Here is an 18,057-nt window from a genome sequence, read left to right as displayed (position 1 = left end):
GACGCCGCGCTGGCCGGGCCGAAATTGCTATTTTTGCCTCGCTTCCGCCACGACTTTTTTTAAGCTGGACCATCTTTACCTGCGGCCTGCCATCAGCTGCGACGATCGGAGCCCCTTATGCGCGCAACGCGCCTTGCCTTCCACGCCGTTCTCGTTCCGGTGCTGTTCTCGATGGCTCCAGCCTTTGCCGTGCCGGCGCTGCAGGCGCATCGCGCCGTCTACGATCTTACCCTCGACAAGGCGTCGGACCGCTCGGGCATCACCGGGATTTCCGGCCGCATGGTCTATGAGTTCAACGGCTCGCCCTGCGAGGGCTATACGGTAAAATTCCGTTTCGTCACCCAGATCGCCACCGGCGACAACACCAGGCTGACCGACCAGCAGACGACCACGTTCGAGGACGCCGAAGGCAAGACCTTCTCGTTCGTGACCAAATCCTTCGTCGACCAGAACCTCGACAAGGAGGTCAAGGGCACCGCCACGAAAGAGACCAAGGGCCTCAAGGTCGACATCGACAAGCCCGAGAAGAACAGCCTGGAACTCGCCGCCACTCAGTTCCCGACCCAGCATCTGGTCGAACTGATCGGCAAGGCCGAGAAGGGCGAGAATTTCTACGAAACCAGCCTGTTCGACGGTTCGGAGGATGCCAACAAGGTGATGACCACCACCGTCATCGTCGGCAAGAAGGCCGAGGGCGACAAGGCCGACCCCGAAGCGCCGGCGCTGGCCAAGCTTGCCGGCGACAAATACTGGCCGGTCGACATCGCCTATTTCGACGAGACCGACAAATCGGGCGAAGAGGTGCCAGAATACCGCATCAGCTTCAAGCTGCACGAGAACGGCATCACCCGCGACCTCACAATGGACTATGGCGAGTTCTCGATGACCGGAAAGCTGGTCAACCTGTCGCTGTTCGATCAGACCAAGCCTTGCCCGGTCTCGAAATAGCAACAATGCGGCGCTGGCACGGCAGGCTTGATGGCAGTTCCCGATGGCGGTCTATGTCGATGCGGCGATCTGGAAATGGGCCGGCCATCGCTGGTGCCACCTGATGGCCGACGATACGGACGAACTGCATCGTTTCGCCGCCGAGCTTGGTGTCAAGCGTTCGTCCTACCAGGGGCCGCCCAGGACATCGGCGCCGCACTATGACATAACCGGCTTCGAGCGCGACCGGGCGGTGCGGCTCGGCGCCATCGAATGCAGCCGCGAGGAGATCGTTGCGATCTTCAGGCGCGTACGGGTACCCAACGGAAAGGGCCGATCGTGACGCTAACGGCATTCCTGGCTTATTGCCTTGCCATCACACTTGCCGCCGCCACGCCGGGACCGGCGATGTTCACGGTGATCACCAACGGCGTGGCACGCGGCTTCCTGCGTGCGTTCGTCGCCGGAATGGGCATTGCCGCCGGTGATGCCGTGCTGGTCACCCTGGCACTGCTCGGGCTGGTGGCGCTGGCCCAGACCTTCGAATGGGTGTTTCTCCTGTTGAAATACGCCGGTGCGGCCTACCTGATTTTCCTCGGCATCAAGATGTGGCGGGCCGCGGCCGCGCAATCGGCCGCGCAAGGAATCCCCCAAACCGGATTGTCGCGTTCGTTCCTGCTTGGCGCCTCCGTGGCGCTCGGCAACCCGAAGGCGATCCTGTTCCACGCCTCGATCATGCCGCTGATCCTCAACCTCGACACCATGACGTTTGCCGACGGCCTGCTGGTCGTGGCAGTCGTCGTCGGCGCCAATATGCTCACCATGGGCATCTACGCCGCGCTGGCGGGCAGGGCATCCGGCTGGTTCAGGACGCCCGAACGCATGCGGCTGATGAACCGGTTCGCCGGCAGCGCCATGATCGGCACCGGAGCGCTGATTGCCGCACGCTGAGCGATGAAGCACCTCACCGCTTGCGTTTGCAGCGCTTCCCCTCTATATGCGCGCTCATTCCACACACGGACTTTGGTGTCTGCCCGGGAGAAATCCGGCTGAAACCTCCGGTGGCGTTCGAGGACAAAGTCCAAAAATGCCTGTGTCCGTGGAGGCTAACCGGAAAAGGAACTAAGAATGGCACTGCCTGATTTCAGCATGCGCCAGCTTTTGGAAGCTGGCATTCACTTCGGCCACCAGACCCACCGCTGGAACCCGAAGATGGCGCCTTACATCTACGGCGCCCGCAACAACATCCACATCATCGACCTGTCGCAGACGGTGCCTTTGCTGCACCAGGCTCTGAAGCAGGTTTCCGACACCGTTGCCAAGGGCGGCCGCGTGCTGTTCGTCGGCACCAAGCGCCAGGCGTCCGACATCGTCGCCGACGCCGCACAGCGTTCGGCCCAATACTATGTCAATTCGCGTTGGCTCGGCGGCATGCTGACCAACTGGAAGACGATCTCGAATTCGATCCAGCGCCTGCGCAAGCTCGACGAGATGCTGGCCGGCGAAGCCCAGGGCCTGACCAAGAAGGAACGCCTGAACCTCGACCGCGAGCGCGAGAAGCTCGACAAGGCGCTCGGCGGTATCAAGGACATGGGCTCGACGCCCGACCTGATGTTCGTCATCGACACCAACAAGGAAGCGATCGCCATTCTCGAGGCCAAGCGCCTCGGCATTCCGGTCGTTGCCATCATCGATTCGAACTGCGATCCGGACAAGATCGACTTCCCGATCCCCGGTAATGACGACGCGGCGCGCGCCATCCAGCTCTATTGCGACCTGATCGCCAAGGCTGCCATCGACGGCATCGCCCGCCAGCAGGGCGCGCTCGGCGTCGACATCGGCGCCTCGGTCGAAGCTCCGGTCGAACCGGCGCTTGATCCGGCTCCGGCCCCGGCTGCGGACGCTCCGGAAGCTTGACAATCGAAGGCCGGTTGCGGCCTTCATCATTCTCATATTTGGCACGCTAGACGGACGCATCACCGAGTACCGGTGGTGCGTCGGTGCATTTAAAACAAAGAGGCGACAATGAGCATTTCGGCTGCACAGGTCAAAGAACTCCGCGACTTGACCGGCGCGGGCATGATGGACTGCAAGGCGGCGTTGACCGAGACCAACGGCAACATCGAAGAGGCCGTCGACTGGCTGCGCAAGAAGGGCATTTCCAAGGCCGACAAGAAGGCTGGCCGTACTGCCGCCGAAGGCCTGATCGGCGTCGACTCCGGCGTCCGCGAGGCCGCCATCGTCGAGGTTAACTCCGAGACCGATTTCGTGGCCCGCAACGAGCAGTTCCAGGAGATCGTTCGCAATGTCGCCAAGGTCGCGCTTGCTTATGGCACGACGGAGGCTGTCTCTGCCGCAAAGTATCCGGGTTCGGACAAGTCGGTCACTGACACCATCAAGGACGCCGTTGGCACCATTGGCGAGAACATGAGCTTCCGCCGTTCGGCCAAGCTCACCGTCCCGCACGGTGCTGTCGCAACCTACGTCCACAATGCGGTTGCCGATGGTCTTGGCAAGCTCGGCGTTCTGGTCGCGATCGAGACGACGGGCAATGAGCATGCCGCCAACGCCTTTGGCCGCCATGTCGCCATGCATGTCGCCGCCACCAACCCGCTGGCGTTGACCGCCGAGCAGATCGATCCGGCAGCGGTCGAGCGCGAGAAGGCGATCTTCGCCGACCAGGCGCGCCAGTCCGGCAAGCCGGAAGCGATCATCGAAAAGATGGTCGAAGGCCGCCTGCGCAAGTTCTACGAGGAAGTCGTGCTCCTCAAGCAGGCCTTCGTGCTCAATCCCGACATCACTGTCGAGCAGGCGCTGAAGGATGCCGAGAAGGACATCGGCGCTCCGGCCAAGATCTCCGCCTATCTGCGCTTTGCGCTGGGCGAAGGCATCGAAAAGGAAGAGACCGATTTCGCGGCGGAAGTCGCGGCGGCGGTGAAGAAGTAGTTTTAAAAATAGCCCCGAAAAGGGCTTCTCAGCTCAGGCAACTCGGCCGGGTGTCCGCAAGGATGCTCGGCCGATTTCTTGTGCGGTGTCGATGAAGGCCCTGAGCTTTGGCGCCATCGACGCCCTGCGCGGGAAGTAGAGGAAGAGGCCGGGCTCCTCGATCGCCGTTTGCGGCAGGATCTGAACGAGGCGGCCGGCGGCCAATTCCGCGCGCACCAGCGGCTCGAACACATAGATCAGCCCGACGCCGGCAAGCGCAAGGTCGATCGCGGCCAGCGAATCGGTAACGATGACCGTACCCTTCGTCTCGGCCACGACATCCTTGCCGTCCTCGGTCAGGTCCCAGCGATAGAGTGCGCCGGAGCGCACAAGCCGGTAGCCGACGCAATTGTGGTCCGAAAGATCCGTCACACCGCGCGGACGGCCATGCCGGCCGACATAGGCGGGGGAGGCGACGATCACGGCGTTGAATGGCGGCGTCAGCCGGACCGTGACCATGTCCTGTGCGATCATCTCGCCCAGCCGGATGCCGGCATCAAAACCCTCGCCGACAATGTCCACCAGCCCCTGGTCGATGAGCAATTCGATGGTCACATCAGGATAGCGTTCAGCCATCGCGGCGACCACGGGAGTGACGGCAAGTGGAACGGCGATGTTGGGAACGTTCAACCTGAGCAAGCCGGAGGGCCGGCCCTTGATGGCTCGGATGCGGTCCATCCGGTCGGCGATATCCTGGAGAGCAGGGGCTGCCGTCTCCACCAGCGCCTTGCCGGCTTCCGTCAGCGAGACGCTGCGCGTGGTGCGCGCAAACAGCGGCTGGCCGATCCGCTCCTCCACGAGGCGCACCGCATGGCTGACGGCGGATGGGGACATGCCCAGTTCGGCCGCGGCAAGCGCAAAGCCGCCGCGTCGGGCAACGGCGACGATGACAGGCAGATGACTGAGCAGATCCCGGTCCATTCATGCATGATATCGCATAGTCCTTGCAAACACTTCAATCTTCTCGATGCCGACAGGCTGACCCATATTGCCATCACCGATGCACAAAGGAGAAGAGAGATGGATGCCTTGAAACACGCTACCTTCGCCGCAGGCCTTGCCCTAGCGCCGGTCGATGCCGGCGGCGCCGAGCCGTCCGGTTGGCGCGCGCTCGCCGACGAACGCGCCGTCATCCGCATCGCCGATGCCATCGACCGTGCCGTCGATGCGCAGGACTGGAAGCTTGCCCGCTCCTATTTCGCCGACCGTGTCACCGTCGACTTCAGCAGCCTGTCAGGACAGCCTGCCGCCACCATCCCCTCCGACAATCTGATCGGTACCTGGGCCGGCAACCTCAGGGGCAGCAAGACCAGCCTGCATCTGCGCACCAATCACCAGGTGATCTTTGAGGCGGACGCGGCGACCGTCTCTTCGAACGGCTATGCCTGGAACCGGATGGAAGGCAATGGCGACCCGCTGTGGGAAGTCTGGGGCACCTACGAGCACCATCTGGTTCGCTCCGGGACCGGCTGGAAAGTCGACGGCTTCGTTTTCCGCGCCACGCATGAGCGCGGCAATCCCTGGGTCAAGATGACGCCTGGCCAGTGAGCCGGCGTCAAGAAATCAGGATAGGAAAAACACCATGACCATGAGCTATTACACACTGGGCAACAGCGGCCTGCGCGTCAGCCGGCTGGCACTGGGCACCATGACCTTTGGCACCGAATGGGGCTGGGGCGCGGACAGGGAAACCGCGCGCGCCATGGCCGACGCCTATGTCGAGGCCGGCGGCAATTTCTTTGACACCGCCGACCTCTACACCGGCGGCACAGCCGAAACCTGGCTCGGCGAATTCATCGCCGAGCGAGGCTTGCGCGACAGAGCGGTGATCGCCACGAAATTCACCTTCAACGCGGAGCCCGGCAATCCGAACGCCGGTGGCAATGGCCGCAAGAACATCTTGCGCGCCGTGGACGCCTCGCTGAAGCGGTTGGGCACTGACTATATCGACCTCTACCTCCTCCATGTCTGGGACGGGCTGACGCCGGCCGAGGAGGTCATGCGCACGATGGATGATCTCGTGCGTGCGGGCAAAATTCGCCATGTCGGCCTGTCCGATGTGCCGGCCTGGTATGCTGCCCGCGCGCAGACGATCGCCGAGTGGCGCGGCTACGAGCCGGTGTCGGCCCTGCAGCTTGAATATTCGCTGGCGGAGCGTTCGATCGACAATGAGTTCGTGCCCTTCGGCATCCGCCATGGCGCAGGAATCATGGTGTGGAGCCCGCTGGCCAGCGGGCTGCTCAGCGGCAAGTACCGGCCGACGCAGGACGGCCATGTCGGCCGGCTCGACGGCTTTCGCAACACCACTCATCCGGGGTTCCAGAAGTTCACCGAGCGCAACTGGGAGATTGTGGCGGAACTCGAAAAAGTTGCCGCCGAACTCGGACGCAGCATGGCGCAGGTCGCGCTCAACTGGGTGGCAACGCAACCGGGCATTGCCGCCGTGATTCTTGGCGCCACCAAGCTGGCGCAGTTGCAGGACAATCTGGCGGCGTCGGATTTCACGTTACCCGCCGAGCTTCGCGCGCGGCTGGATACGGTCAGCAAGACACCGCCGCCATTCCCGTACGCCTATTTCGGGTCCGACATACAAGCCCGGGTTACCGGCGGCGCCGTAACCGGCGACAAGCCGTTGGGTTATGCGCCGCCGCTGCTGGTCGAGGGCGACGCCGTCAGCATCACCAGCAACTGACGGGCCGCGACGGGAAGGCGGAATTGGGCGAGGGGCGCCGCGTGACATCGCGGCGCCCTTCGTGTATCGGAACTCGGCATCGCGCCAGCGGCGGCGCCCGCGCGAGGGCGGCCTGCCCAGGCTGCCACACGCAACAATGACGAGGTCCAGATGACGGCAAAGCCCCTCTATCGACGTGTCCTGCTGAAAGCGTCGGGCGAAGCGTTGATGGGCGAGCAGCATTTCGGCATCGATGTCTCGGTGGTCGACCGAATCGCCGCCGACATCGCCGAAGCCCGCGCACTTGGCATCGAGGTCGGCGTCGTCATTGGCGGCGGCAATATCTTTCGCGGCGTGGCGGTGGCATCCAAGGGCGGCGACCGTGTCACCGGCGACCACATGGGCATGCTGGCCACCGTCATCAACTCGCTGGCGCTGCGCACCTCGCTGAACAAGATCGGCGTCGACGCCGTCGTGCTGTCGGCTATAGCCATGCCCGAACTTTGCGAGAGTTTTTCCCAGCGCCAGGCCACCGCCTATATGAACCAGGGCAAGGTCGTCATTTTCGCCGGCGGCACCGGCAATCCGTTCTTCACCACCGATTCGGCCGCGGCCTTGCGCGCCGCCGAGATCGGCGCCGACGCGCTGTTCAAGGGCACCCAGGTCGACGGCGTCTATTCGGCCGATCCCAAGAAGGATCCGAATGCGACCCGCTTCGAGCGCATCAGCCATGCCGAAGTCATCAACAAGGGCCTTTCGATCATGGATACCGCCGCAATTGCACTTGCGCGCGAAAACAACATCCCGATAATCGTCTATTCGATCCACGAAAAAGGTGGTTTCGGCGATATTCTGCGGGGCGGCGGCCGTTGCACGATCGTCGCCGACGAATAATCCGGAGTATACTCTCCTAAAAAGGCTCAGTTTTCGAAAGAGGGTCCGGATATAGGCCCTAAGCAGTGAACCCGGATCAAACGGGTCGAGGAGACTAAGATGAGTGGTGAGTTCGACGACCTCAAGCGGCGCATGGATGGCGCGATCGCCGCCTTCAAGCACGATCTGGCTTCGCTGCGCACCGGCCGTGCCTCCAGCAATCTGCTCGACGCCATCCAGGTCCAGGCCTACGGCACCACCATGCCCATCAACCAGGTGGCGAACGTGTCGGTGCCGGAGCCGCGCATGATCTCGGTTTCGGTATGGGACAAGTCGATGGTCGGCGCGGTCGACCGTGCCATCAGAGAATCCAATCTCGGCTTCAATCCGATCGTCGACGGCACCAATCTCAGAATTCCGCTGCCCGAGCTCAACGAGCAGCGCCGCAAGGAACTGGTCAAGATTTCGCATGGCTACGCCGAGAACGCCCGCGTCGCGGTGCGCCATGTCCGTCGCGACGGCATGGACTTCTTGAAGAAGGCGGAAAAGGACGGCGACATCAGCGAGGACGATCAGCGCAAGCGCTCCGATCAGGTCCAGAAGCTGACCGACGAAACGATCAGCACCATCGATCACCTGCTTTCCGATAAGGAAGCTGAAATCATGCAGGTCTAGGGTCGGCCCACACCGGCCCGAAAGCGAGACAATGGCAACGCCCGCGCATGTCGCGATCATCATGGATGGAAACGGACGCTGGGCCAAGGCGCGCGGCATGCCGCGGCTTGCCGGCCATCGCGCCGGCGTCGAAGCGCTGCGCAAGACGGTGCGCGCCGCGCCCGGTCTCGGCATTTCCTTCCTGACCGTCTACGCCTTTTCGTCGGAAAACTGGTCGCGGCCCAAGGCCGAAGTCAGCGACCTGATGGGGCTTTTGAAGCTGTTCATCCGCCGCGATCTGGCCGAACTGCACCAGAACGGCGTGCGCGTCAGGATCATCGGTGACAGGGCGGGGCTGCAGCCGGACATCAGGGGCCTGCTCGAAGAGGCCGAATCGCTGACTGCGCGCAATGAATCGCTGACCTTGGTCATCGCCTTCAACTATGGCGGGCGCGACGAGATCGTGCGCACGGCACGCAAGCTCGCAGCCGCAGTGGCGCGCGGCGAGATCGACGCAGAGGCGATCACGGCAGACACTTTTGCCGGCGCCCTCGACACCGCAGGCATTCCCGATCCGGAGCTGGTCATCCGCACCAGTGGCGAGCTTCGGCTGTCGAACTTCCTTCTGTGGCAGGCAGCCTACAGCGAACTGGTTTTTCTGCCTTGCTACTGGCCTGACTTCAGCCGCGAACACCTGGCCGACGCATTGCGCGATTTTGCTGGCCGCGAGCGCCGTTTTGGCGGGCTTGCCGCTCAAGATGTCGCTGCCTCGTGATCGGCGGCGGGATGAACAATCTTCAGCTTCGCATCGTCTCGGCGCTGGTGCTGGCCGCAATAGCGCTTGGCCTGACCTGGTTGGGAGGGCTGTGGTTCCGCCTGCTTTGCGCCGGGATATCGGCGGTCATCTTCTATGAATGGGCGCGCATGTCGCGCCCCTTGGCCGGTGCGACCCTCGGCTTCATTCCCGAAGCGCTGCTTCTGGTTTTCGTCGTCGCCCTGGTTGCAGGCGTGCCGGCATCGTGGCTTCTGTCTCTTGTCCTGGCCATGGTTGTGGTCGCTGCTGTCGGCGCCCGTATGCGTGGAGCGGCGCAATGGGATGCAGCCGGTCTTGCCTACGCGGCTTTGTCCGGCTTATCGCTGGCGCTGCTGCGCGGCGGCGACCATCCCGGCCTGGTCGCAATCCTGTTTCTGTTCGCCGTGGTCTGGGCGACCGACATCTTCGCCTATTTCGTCGGCCGCTCCGTCGGTGGGCCCAAGCTCGCGCCATCTATATCCCCCGGCAAGACGCAGAGCGGCGCGCTTGGCGGCGCTGTCGGCGGCGTGGCCGCCGGCGTGCTTCTGGCTGCCGCCGCCGGGGCCGGCAATCTTGGCGTCCTCGCCTTGGTTGCGCTGGTGCTGTCGATTGTTGCCCAGGCTGGCGATCTCTTCGAATCCTGGGTCAAGCGCCGCCACGGCCGCAAGGATTCAAGCGCGTTGATACCCGGGCATGGCGGTGTCATGGACAGGGTGGACGGGCTTGTCGCGGCGGCTTTTGCCCTATACGTGATCGGCTGGATTTCGGCGGGCGCCGATCATCCGGCGCAGGGGCTGTTTCCGGCTTGAGTGATATTTCACGGCGAAGAAATGGCGCACGCCACGGATTCGCCTGGATTGATGTCACAGTCGCGGCGACACCTTTATGCCGCAGGTGAATTTGAGGGCATGACTTGAACGAAATTCTTCACGCGTTTTTCAGCACTGAAGGCTTTGTCCTCGGCACGCTGGTGCCGTTTCTGTTCGTGCTGACCGTGGTCGTCTTCATTCACGAAATGGGACATTACCTCGTCGGCCGCTGGTGCGGCATTGGCGTGAAGGCCTTTTCGATCGGCTTCGGCCCCGAACTTCTCGGCTTCAACGACAGCCACGGCACGCGCTGGAAGCTCTGCGCCATACCGCTCGGCGGTTATGTCAAATTCGTCGGCGACATGAGCGCCACGTCGAGCCAGCCGAGTTCGGAAGATCTGGAAACGCTGACTGACGCTGAACGCAAGGTCGCCTTCCACACGCAACCCATCTGGAAACGCGCCGCCACGGTGGTGGCCGGACCGCTGTTCAACTTCCTTTTGACCATTGCCGTCTTTGCCGTGCTGTTTTCCCTCTATGGCCGCCCTGTGTTTGAGCCGATGGTGGCGGCGGTCACCGCCGGCAGTCCAGCCGAAAGGGCCGGCATTTTGCCAGGCGACCGATTCGTCGCCGTCGACGGCAGCAAGGTTGAGACCTTCGCCGACGTCCAACGCCTGGTCTCAGGCCGCGGCGGCGACGCCATCACCTTCACCATGTTGCGCGACGGCAAGGAGGTCACCGTCGTCGCGACGCCGGAGCCGATGGAGCAGCTGGACGCGCTGGGCAACAAGGTCAAGGTGGCCGTCATCGGCGTCGTCAACAACAAGGATGTCGGCCAGCCCAGGCTGATCACCTACAGCCCTGTCGGAGCAGTCGGCGCCGCGGTCGAGGAGACGGGGCACGTCATTCAGCGCACCGGCCAGTTCCTGCAGCGATTCGTTGTCGGCCGCGAAGACAAATGCCAGCTGGGCGGCCCGATCAAGATCGCCAAGATGTCGGGGCAGGCGGCAAAGCTGGGCTTCCTATGGCTGGTGCAACTCGTCGCCGGGCTGTCGGTCGGGATCGGAATTCTGAACCTTTTGCCGATTCCCCCCCTCGACGGCGGCCACCTCCTGTTCTACGCACTCGAAGCCGTTTTCCGGCGTCCGGTATCGGAGCGGATGATGGAAATGGGATACCGGGCCGGCCTCTTTCTGGTGCTGGGATTTATGGGCTTCGTCTTCTGGAACGATCTGTTTGGGTGCTGAAATCATGAAGAAATTTGGCTTCAGCACCGGCAATGTTGAGACGCCGTTTACCATGCAGGGGGGTATGCGTGACGCGAAAGCCACGCATCAGGGTTAAGTAATTACAAATTAACCAGAAGCCTTGCGTGTAGGGAAAATCCGGTTAATACGGTAGGAGAAATTACCGCACGTCCGGTTTTCTCGCCGTGGGGACTTCGAGAAAAGGTACAAAAGCCCGATGAAGGCAGCATCCAAATTTTTGAGCGCCGCGTCCGCGGTGGCTATGTCCGCCGCTCTGGTTGTACCAGGTGCGCTCGCCGTGCAGTTCGTTGCCACATCTGCGGCGCAGGCAGCCGTTGTCTCGAGAGTCGAGGTCAGCGGCAACCAGCGTGTCGACGCCGACACCATCCGCAACTACATCACGATCAAGCCGGGCAAGGCGTTTTCCAGCGCCGATATCGACGATGCGGTCAAGGCGCTGTTCGGCACCGGGCTGTTCTCGGACGTGCAGATCAATCAGGTCGGTTCGACGCTGGTGGTCAAGGTTGCCGAATATCAGGTCGTCAACCAGGTTCTGTTCCAGGGCAACAAGAAGCTCAAGGACAATGCGCTGGCAGTCGCCGTGCAGTTGAAGCCGCGCGGGACGTTCTCGCAGGCAACGCTGGACTCCGATGTCGAGGCGGTGAAGGCTGCCTACAGGCGGATTGGCCGCGATGACGCCACTGTCACGACGCAGATCATGGATCTCGGCGACAACCGGGTGAACGTGGTCTTCAACATCAACGAAGGCGGCCGCACCAAGATCGCCGCTGTCAATTTCGTCGGCAACAGCGCCTATTCGAGCCGCCGCCTGTCTGACGTCATCGCCACCAAGCGCTCGAGCTTCCTGTCCTTCGTGCTGCGTGACGACGTCTATGACGAGGACAAGCTCCGCGCAGACCAAGAATCGCTGCGCCGCTTCTATTACAATCACGGCTATGCCGACTTCCAGGTGGTCTCAGCTGTCGGCGAGCTCGACGACACGACCAACCAGTACACCGTTACCATTACCGTGCAGGAAGGCGACCGCTATACGTTCGGCGACGTCAGCGTCGAGAGCACCATTCCCGAAGTCGACTCGAAGGCGCTGGAATCGGTGGTTCAGACCCACAAGGGCGACGTCTACAACGCCAAGGATGTCGAAGACACCATCATCGCGCTGACCGAAAAGGTCGCGGGTTCGGGCTATGCCTTCGCCCAGGTGACGCCGCGCGGCGATCGCAACTTCGAGAACCACACCATTTCGGTCGTCTATACGATCGACCAGGGCACCAAGGCCTATATCGAGCGCATCGAAATCCGCGGCAACGACCGCACGCGCGACTATGTCATTCGTCGTGAGTTCGATGTGAGCGAAGGCGACGCCTTCAACCAGGTTCTCATCCAGCGCGCGAAGAAGCGGCTGGAAAAGCTGGATTACTTTGAGAAAGTCGACGTTTCGACTGTCCCGGGTTCTGAGCCAGACCAGGTCGTGCTCGTGGTTGACGTAGTCGAGAAATCGACCGGCGAGTTCTCGGTTGGCGCAGGATATTCGACCGGTGGCGACACTGCCGGTCCGTCCGTCGAAGGTTCGGTCGCGGAGCGCAACTTCCTCGGTCGTGGCCAGTACATCAAGGTTTCGGCCGGTGGCGGCAAGAATTCGCGCGACTACAGCCTGTCCTTCACCGAACCCTATTTCCTCGGGCGCCGTATCGCTGCCGGCTTCGACATCTTCCAGCAGACGCGCAACTACGACCACTATGACAGCGAGACGCTGGGTGCGACGGTGCGCTTCGGCCTGCCGATCACCGACAATATCTCGACGCAGCTGGCGTATAATATCGCCCAGGAGAAGTACAAGTTCGACGACGACTGCGATGACAACGACGACGGCACGCTGGGCGATTGCGACGTCTCGGAAGCGATTAAGCAAGGTATTGCGGAGAGCCCGTGGATCAAGTCGTCCGTCAGTCTTGGCTTGGTCTACAACACCATCGACGACATGAAGAGCCCGCATGAAGGCATTTACGCCACCACGACTGTGGAAGTGGCCGGCCTTGGTGGTGATGCCAAATTCGTCAAGGTTACCGGTCGTGGCACTGTCTATCAGACCTTGTCCGAACAGTTGGATCTGGTCGGCCTGATCTCGGGCGGCGCCGGCCACATCCAGGGCTTCGGCGGTGACGGCTTGCGTATCTTCGATCAGTTCCAGAGCAGCGACCGCATGATCCGCGGCTTCGAGTATGGTGGCATTGGCCCTGTGGACCTCAACACAGGTGACCACCTCGGCGGAACCACCTATTTCAATGCGTCGGCGGAAGCCCAGTTCCCGATACCGGTCATTCCGGAAAGCTTTGGTGTGCGCGGCGCCGTGTTTGCCGATGCCGCAACGCTGTATGGCAGCAAGATTAACACTCCTTTGGTCAATCAGGGGTCAGTCGACTTGGAACTGCGCGCTTCGGTTGGTGTCGGCTTGTTGTGGTCATCGCCTTTTGGCCCGATCCGCATTGACTACGCGATGCCCGTCAAGAAGGAAAAGACCGACGACGTGCAGGAATTCAACTTCGGCATGTCGAGCCGCTTCTGATCTTGCGGTAACGATGCTTCCGGGCCGTTGGGGTCCGGAAGAGAATTGATCCGACCTAGCTGGATATTGCTTCTGGAATGACCGATCCGGTGTTCTTCGCGCCATCACGCCGGTATACGGCCGGCGAAGTCGCGAATCTGACCGGCGCATCGCTCGTCGATTCCGATCTTGCCCACATATCGATCGACGCTTTGGCGCCAGCCAATGAAGGCGGCGAGGGTGCGCTCGTCTTCGTCGACGGCAAGCGCAATTTCGCGCTGATGCAGTCGCTGAAGGCGGCGGCCGTGTTTTGTCCCGCCGAGTTCGCCGGCAAGGCGCCGGCCGGCATTGCGGTTCTGGTGCATCCGCGCCCGCAGCAGGCCTTCGCCATGATCGGCCGGCTGCTGTTCCCGACGGCGGCGACGCCGGGACCGATGACCAGCGAAACCGGGGTCTCGCCGCAAGCTCATGTCGATACCACGGCGCATATCGAGGCAGGCGCGATCATCGAGGCCGGAGCCGTCGTCGGCCCGCGTGCTTCCATCGGCAGCGGAACGGTCATTGCCCCCCACGCCGTTATCGGTCCGTCATGCCAGATCGGCCGCGACGGCTATATCGGACCAGGTGTCAGCGTCCAGTACGCGCTGATCGGCAACCGCGTCATCATTCATGGCGGCGCCAGGATCGGCCAGGACGGCTTCGGCTTTGTCGGCGGCGCCAAAGGCCCTGAGCGTGTGCCGCAGGTCGGCCGCGTTATCATTCAGGACGATGTCGAAATCGGCTCGAACACGACCGTCGATCGCGGCGCCATGTCGGATACGGTCATCGGTCAGGGGACCAAGATCGACAATCTGGTGCAGATCGCCCATAACGTTCGCATCGGCCGCAATTGCATTATTGCCGGGCTCTCTGGTATTTCCGGCTCCGTCACCGTCGGCGACGGTGTCACCATGGGGGGCGGCGTTGGCCTTGCCGATCATTTGACCATCGGATCAGGGGCCAAGCTTGCTGCAAGAAGCGGGTTCATGAGCAACGTGCCGGCGGGCGAGATCTGGGGAGGCTATCCGGCGCAGCCGATGGCGGAAGCCATGCGTGAGATCGCCATGCTGAGGAAGCTTGCCAGGACGCGCAAGCAGGGCGAAGGGGGAAGTAGCTGAGATGGTGCCGGCGACGCTCGAAGCGGTCGATATATTGGGGTTGATGAAGCTTTTGCCGCATCGCTATCCCTTCCTGATGATCGACCGCATCATCGATATCGACGGCAATGATTCTGCCATCGGCATCAAGAACGTGACCATCAATGAGCCGCATTTCCAGGGCCATTTCCCGGATCAGCCGGTGATGCCGGGCGTGCTCATCGTCGAGGCTATGGCGCAGACGGCCGGCGCGATCTGCATCCGTAACCTCAACACGGAAAAGCCGTCGCTGGTCTATTTCCTGACCATCGACAACGCGAAATTCCGCAAACCGGTCGTCCCGGGCGACCAGTTGAAGATCCACGTCAAGAAAATCAAGATGCGCGGCAACCTGCTCAAATTCGCCTGCGAGGCCATGGTGGAGGGCACAAAGGCCGCCGAAGCCGAGATCTCGGCAATGATGGTTACCGGCTGACGGTTCGAAATGCTCATGAAAATACAGACTTCAATCCACCCCTCGGCCGTCATCGAGGCCGGCGCGCAGATCGGCGAAGGCGCCTCCATAGGACCTTTCTGCTACGTCGGCGCTGACGCCGTGATCGGTGACCGCGTCGAACTGGTCAGCCATGTCTCGGTGCTGGGCGCGACAACCATTGGCGCCGCGACCAAGGTCTATCCGATGGCGACACTGGGCGGACCGCCGCAGAACACCAAGCACAAGGGCGGCCGCACCACTTTGGTCATCGGCCAGAACTGCACGATCCGCGAAGGCGTGACCATGCATCTCGGCACCGATTCCAGCCGCGGCGAGACGACCGTCGGCGACAACGGCAATTTCCTTGCCTATGCCCACATTGCCCATGATTGCGTCGTCGGTAAAAACGCCACCTTCGCCAATGGCGCGACCCTGGGCGGCCATTGCGAGGTCGGTGACAGCGTTTATATTGGCGGCCTCAGCGCCGTTCATCAGTTCGTGCGTGTTGGTGACAACGCCTTTCTCGGCGGCTGCTCGGCTTTCGTCGGCGATGTCATTCCCTACGCCATTGCGGTGGGCAATCGCGCCAGCCTGCGTGGACTCAACATCATCGGCCTGAAGCGCGCCGGGTTGCCGCGCGCCGAAATCTACCTGCTGCGCAAGGCTTACAAGACCATCTTCGACCGCTCCCGCACTGTCGGCGAGAACATCGAATTCGCCAGGGCCGAGTTTGCGTCGTCGCCGACGGCCATGAAAATCATCGATTTCATCACCAGTCGCGGCAAGCGGCATTTTGCCGTCCCGTCGCTTAAGGGTGGCGACGGCGACGATGCCGATGACGAAGGCTGAGGCCACTTCAACGGGCCTCGATCTTGCGCCGGACGCCAGGGTCGGCATCATTGCCGGCGGCGGTAGCTTGCCGGTCGAAGTTGCCGCCGGCCTGGCGGAGGCCGGACATCCGCCCGTCATCATCCTGGTCGAAGGTCAGGCCGACCGTCAGTCCGACCTCACAATCTATGAGCATGAAAGCCTTGCGCTGGAAGACATCGGCTCGCTGGTTGCGTTGCTGAGGCGCCGGCGGATCACCCATCTTGTGCTTGCCGGCGAGATCAGGCGCAGGCCGCGGTTGGTCGACATGCGTCCGAACCTTGGGCTACTGGCACTTATACCCTCGCTCGCCATGGCGCTTGCCCGCGGCGATGACGGGCTGTTGAAGATATTGACCCGCGGCCTGGAGGCACGGGGCGTCAAGGTTGTCGGTGCGCATGAAGTCGTGCCCCGGCTCGTCGCGGCCGAAGGGCCGCTGACCAAAGCAGTGCCGCGAAAGTCCGACTGGCGCGATATCGAGGCGGCACATGCGGCGGCAAAGGCCATCGGCGCGCTCGACATTGGTCAGGCGGCAATTGCCATCGGTGGCCGCACTGTTGCCCTGGAAGGCGTCGAGGGCACCCACGGACTGCTCGAGCGGACGCAGCAGTTGCGCGGCCATGGCAGGCTGGCCGGCAAGACGCGCGGTGTCCTGGTCAAATGCGCCAAGCCTGGCCAGGAATTGCGTGCCGATCTGCCATCTATCGGCCCCCGGACCGTCGAGGCGGCGCATGCCGCGGGGCTCGCCGGCATTGCCGTCGAAGCCGGCCGTTCGCTCATCCTCGAAGGCCCCGCCGTTCTCGCGCGCGCCAATGCGCTCGGCCTGTTCGTGTTCGGCCTGCCGGCTGCGGAGTCTGTCCATGGCAGCTGAGAAGCCGCTGAAGATTGCCATCGTCGCCGGCGAAGAATCCGGCGACCTGCTGGGCGCCGACATCGTGCAGGCGCTGAAGCGCATGACCGGGCGCGAGGTGCAACTCGTCGGCACTGGCGGGCGGCATCTGCAGGCGCTCGGACTGGCGCCGCTGTTCGACGGCGCCGAGATCGCGCTGATGGGGCTCAGCGCGATCCTGCGTGACCTGCCGCGCCTGATGCGGCGGATCAGCCAGACGGCAAGTGCTGTCGCCGCCGAAAAACCCGACTGTCTGATCACCATCGACAGCCCCGATTTCTCGCTGCGCGTCGCCAAAAAGGTCCGCGCCACCGATACGTCGATCCCGATCGTCCATTATGTCTGCCCGAGCGTCTGGGCGTGGCGGCCGGGTAGGGCGGCCGCGATGAAGCCCTATGTCGACCACATACTGTGCATCCTGCCTTTCGAGGTAAAGGAGCTCAGCCGTCTCGGCGGCCCGCCCGGCACTTACGTCGGACATCGCCTCACGCATGATCCAGGCGTGCTGGGCGCGGCCAGGGCGCAAGCCCAGCCACGCGATCTCTCGGCCGATCACGTCAAGACGCTGCTCGTCCTGCCAGGGTCGCGGCGCGGCGAGGTGAGCCGGCTTATCGGTCCGTTCGGCGAGACGGTGTCGGCGCTGCGCGCGCGTGGCCACCGGCTGCGGCTGTTGCTGCCGACGGTGCCGCATGTCGCCGAACTGGTCAAAACATCCGTGGCGCGCTGGGATCAGGAGCCGGAAGTCATCCTCGATCCCGAGCGCAAGTGGCAGGCCTTCGGCAAGGCCGATGCGGCGCTGATCGCGTCTGGAACGGTGTCACTGGAACTGGCGATGTCGGGTGTCCCGATGATCTCTTGCTACAAGTTCGATCCGATCATGCTGATGGCGCAGAGCCTGATCACGGTGTGGAGCGCTGCTTTGCCCAACCTTATTGCCGACCGGCCGGTCGTGCCGGAAAGCTACAACCAGTATGTGCGGCCGCACTATCTGGCGCGGCAGCTCGAGGCACTGTTCTCAGACACCGCCTACCGCGCTTGGCAAAAGGACGGCTTTGGCGAGGTTGCCAGACGCATGGCCACCGACAGGCCCTCCGGCGACATCGCCGCCGATGTCGTTCTTCGCCACATCGGGAGAGCGAATAGGGCTTAGCGAGTGAATAGTGAATAG

General features: G+C 62.7%; 19 protein-coding genes. 18 read left to right on the top strand and 1 reads right to left on the bottom strand.

The window, feature by feature from the left end; all coding sequences use genetic code 11:
- Positions 1-117: 117 nt before the first annotated feature.
- The 5 genes from X757_RS147895 (at position 118) to tsf (ending at position 3,873) form a co-directional block, all read left to right on the top strand.
- Positions 118-948, top strand: coding sequence for a cell envelope integrity EipB family protein (locus tag X757_RS147895; RefSeq protein ID WP_023671019.1), 831 nt, complete (start codon positions 118-120; stop codon positions 946-948).
- Between the two features lie 43 nt (positions 949-991).
- Positions 992-1,270 (top strand): DUF4031 domain-containing protein, encoded by a 279-nt coding sequence (locus X757_RS147900; protein WP_023671020.1) that lies wholly within the window; start codon positions 992-994, stop codon positions 1,268-1,270.
- Positions 1,267-1,878, top strand: coding sequence for a LysE family translocator (locus X757_RS147905; protein WP_023726652.1), 612 nt, complete (start codon positions 1,267-1,269; stop codon positions 1,876-1,878). The genes X757_RS147900 and X757_RS147905 overlap by 4 nt, the downstream gene beginning before the upstream one ends.
- 177 nt (positions 1,879-2,055) lie before the next feature.
- Positions 2,056-2,844, top strand: a complete 789-nt coding sequence (rpsB, locus tag X757_RS147910) for a 30S ribosomal protein S2 (RefSeq protein WP_023671022.1) — start codon at positions 2,056-2,058, stop codon at positions 2,842-2,844.
- A 108-nt stretch (positions 2,845-2,952) separates the two neighbouring features.
- Positions 2,953-3,873: a translation elongation factor Ts gene (tsf, locus tag X757_RS147915; protein ID WP_023706229.1), complete on the top strand. Its 921-nt coding sequence runs from the start codon at positions 2,953-2,955 to the stop codon at positions 3,871-3,873.
- Positions 3,874-3,906: 33 nt separating this feature from the next.
- Here tsf and X757_RS147920 read toward each other — a convergent pair whose 3' ends face one another.
- The gene (locus tag X757_RS147920; RefSeq protein WP_023706230.1) at positions 3,907-4,833 is read right to left on the bottom strand and encodes a LysR substrate-binding domain-containing protein; all 927 of its coding nucleotides are present in this window, start codon (positions 4,831-4,833) and stop codon (positions 3,907-3,909) included.
- 99 nt (positions 4,834-4,932) lie between these two features.
- Here X757_RS147920 and X757_RS147925 point away from each other — a divergent pair, with 99 nt between their 5' ends.
- The 13 genes from X757_RS147925 (at position 4,933) to lpxB (ending at position 18,039) form a co-directional block, all read left to right on the top strand.
- Positions 4,933-5,460, top strand: coding sequence for a nuclear transport factor 2 family protein (locus X757_RS147925; RefSeq protein WP_023671025.1), 528 nt, complete (start codon positions 4,933-4,935; stop codon positions 5,458-5,460).
- Between the two features lie 34 nt (positions 5,461-5,494).
- On the top strand, positions 5,495-6,604 hold the full coding sequence (locus X757_RS147930) for an aldo/keto reductase (protein ID WP_023726651.1): 1,110 nt from the start codon (positions 5,495-5,497) through the stop codon (positions 6,602-6,604).
- A gap of 150 nt (positions 6,605-6,754) precedes the next feature.
- A complete protein-coding gene (pyrH, locus tag X757_RS147935) occupies positions 6,755-7,477 on the top strand; it encodes a UMP kinase (protein WP_023671026.1) in 723 nt (240 codons plus the stop codon).
- Positions 7,478-7,576: 99 nt separating this feature from the next.
- Positions 7,577-8,131 (top strand): ribosome recycling factor, encoded by a 555-nt coding sequence (gene frr / locus X757_RS147940; RefSeq protein WP_023671027.1) that lies wholly within the window; start codon positions 7,577-7,579, stop codon positions 8,129-8,131.
- A gap of 31 nt (positions 8,132-8,162) precedes the next feature.
- Positions 8,163-8,885: an isoprenyl transferase gene (locus X757_RS0134180; RefSeq protein ID WP_023748403.1), complete on the top strand. Its 723-nt coding sequence runs from the start codon at positions 8,163-8,165 to the stop codon at positions 8,883-8,885.
- Positions 8,886-8,896: 11 nt separating this feature from the next.
- Complete coding sequence (locus X757_RS147945) at positions 8,897-9,712, top strand: phosphatidate cytidylyltransferase (protein ID WP_023696555.1); 816 nt, start codon at positions 8,897-8,899, stop codon at positions 9,710-9,712.
- Between the two features lie 104 nt (positions 9,713-9,816).
- Positions 9,817-10,959 carry an RIP metalloprotease RseP gene (gene rseP, locus X757_RS147950; protein ID WP_023688578.1) on the top strand — a complete coding sequence of 381 codons (1,143 nt, stop codon included), beginning with the start codon at positions 9,817-9,819 and terminating at the stop codon, positions 10,957-10,959.
- A 217-nt stretch (positions 10,960-11,176) separates the two neighbouring features.
- Entirely contained in the window at positions 11,177-13,543 is a 2,367-nt protein-coding gene (bamA, locus tag X757_RS147955; RefSeq protein ID WP_023726649.1) for an outer membrane protein assembly factor BamA, read from the top strand.
- 77 nt (positions 13,544-13,620) lie between these two features.
- Positions 13,621-14,679, top strand: a complete 1,059-nt coding sequence (gene lpxD / locus X757_RS147960) for a UDP-3-O-(3-hydroxymyristoyl)glucosamine N-acyltransferase (RefSeq protein WP_023671032.1) — start codon at positions 13,621-13,623, stop codon at positions 14,677-14,679.
- 1 nt (position 14,680) lies between these two features.
- Positions 14,681-15,133 carry a 3-hydroxyacyl-ACP dehydratase FabZ gene (gene fabZ / locus X757_RS147965; RefSeq protein WP_023671033.1) on the top strand — a complete coding sequence of 151 codons (453 nt, stop codon included), beginning with the start codon at positions 14,681-14,683 and terminating at the stop codon, positions 15,131-15,133.
- Positions 15,134-15,148: 15 nt separating this feature from the next.
- On the top strand, positions 15,149-15,982 hold the full coding sequence (lpxA, locus tag X757_RS147970) for an acyl-ACP--UDP-N-acetylglucosamine O-acyltransferase (RefSeq protein WP_023726648.1): 834 nt from the start codon (positions 15,149-15,151) through the stop codon (positions 15,980-15,982).
- A complete protein-coding gene (locus tag X757_RS147975) occupies positions 15,969-16,871 on the top strand; it encodes an LpxI family protein (protein ID WP_023726647.1) in 903 nt (300 codons plus the stop codon). The genes lpxA and X757_RS147975 overlap by 14 nt, the downstream gene beginning before the upstream one ends.
- Positions 16,861-18,039, top strand: coding sequence for a lipid-A-disaccharide synthase (lpxB, locus tag X757_RS147980; protein ID WP_023726646.1), 1,179 nt, complete (start codon positions 16,861-16,863; stop codon positions 18,037-18,039). The genes X757_RS147975 and lpxB overlap by 11 nt, the downstream gene beginning before the upstream one ends.
- Positions 18,040-18,057 lie beyond the last annotated feature (18 nt).

The sequence above is a fragment of the Mesorhizobium sp. LSHC412B00 genome, from assembly GCF_000503035.1.
Lineage (GTDB): Bacteria > Pseudomonadota > Alphaproteobacteria > Rhizobiales > Rhizobiaceae > Mesorhizobium.
Note: the sequence above shows the minus strand (reverse complement) of the source record. Positions and strands in the feature narration are given on the sequence as shown.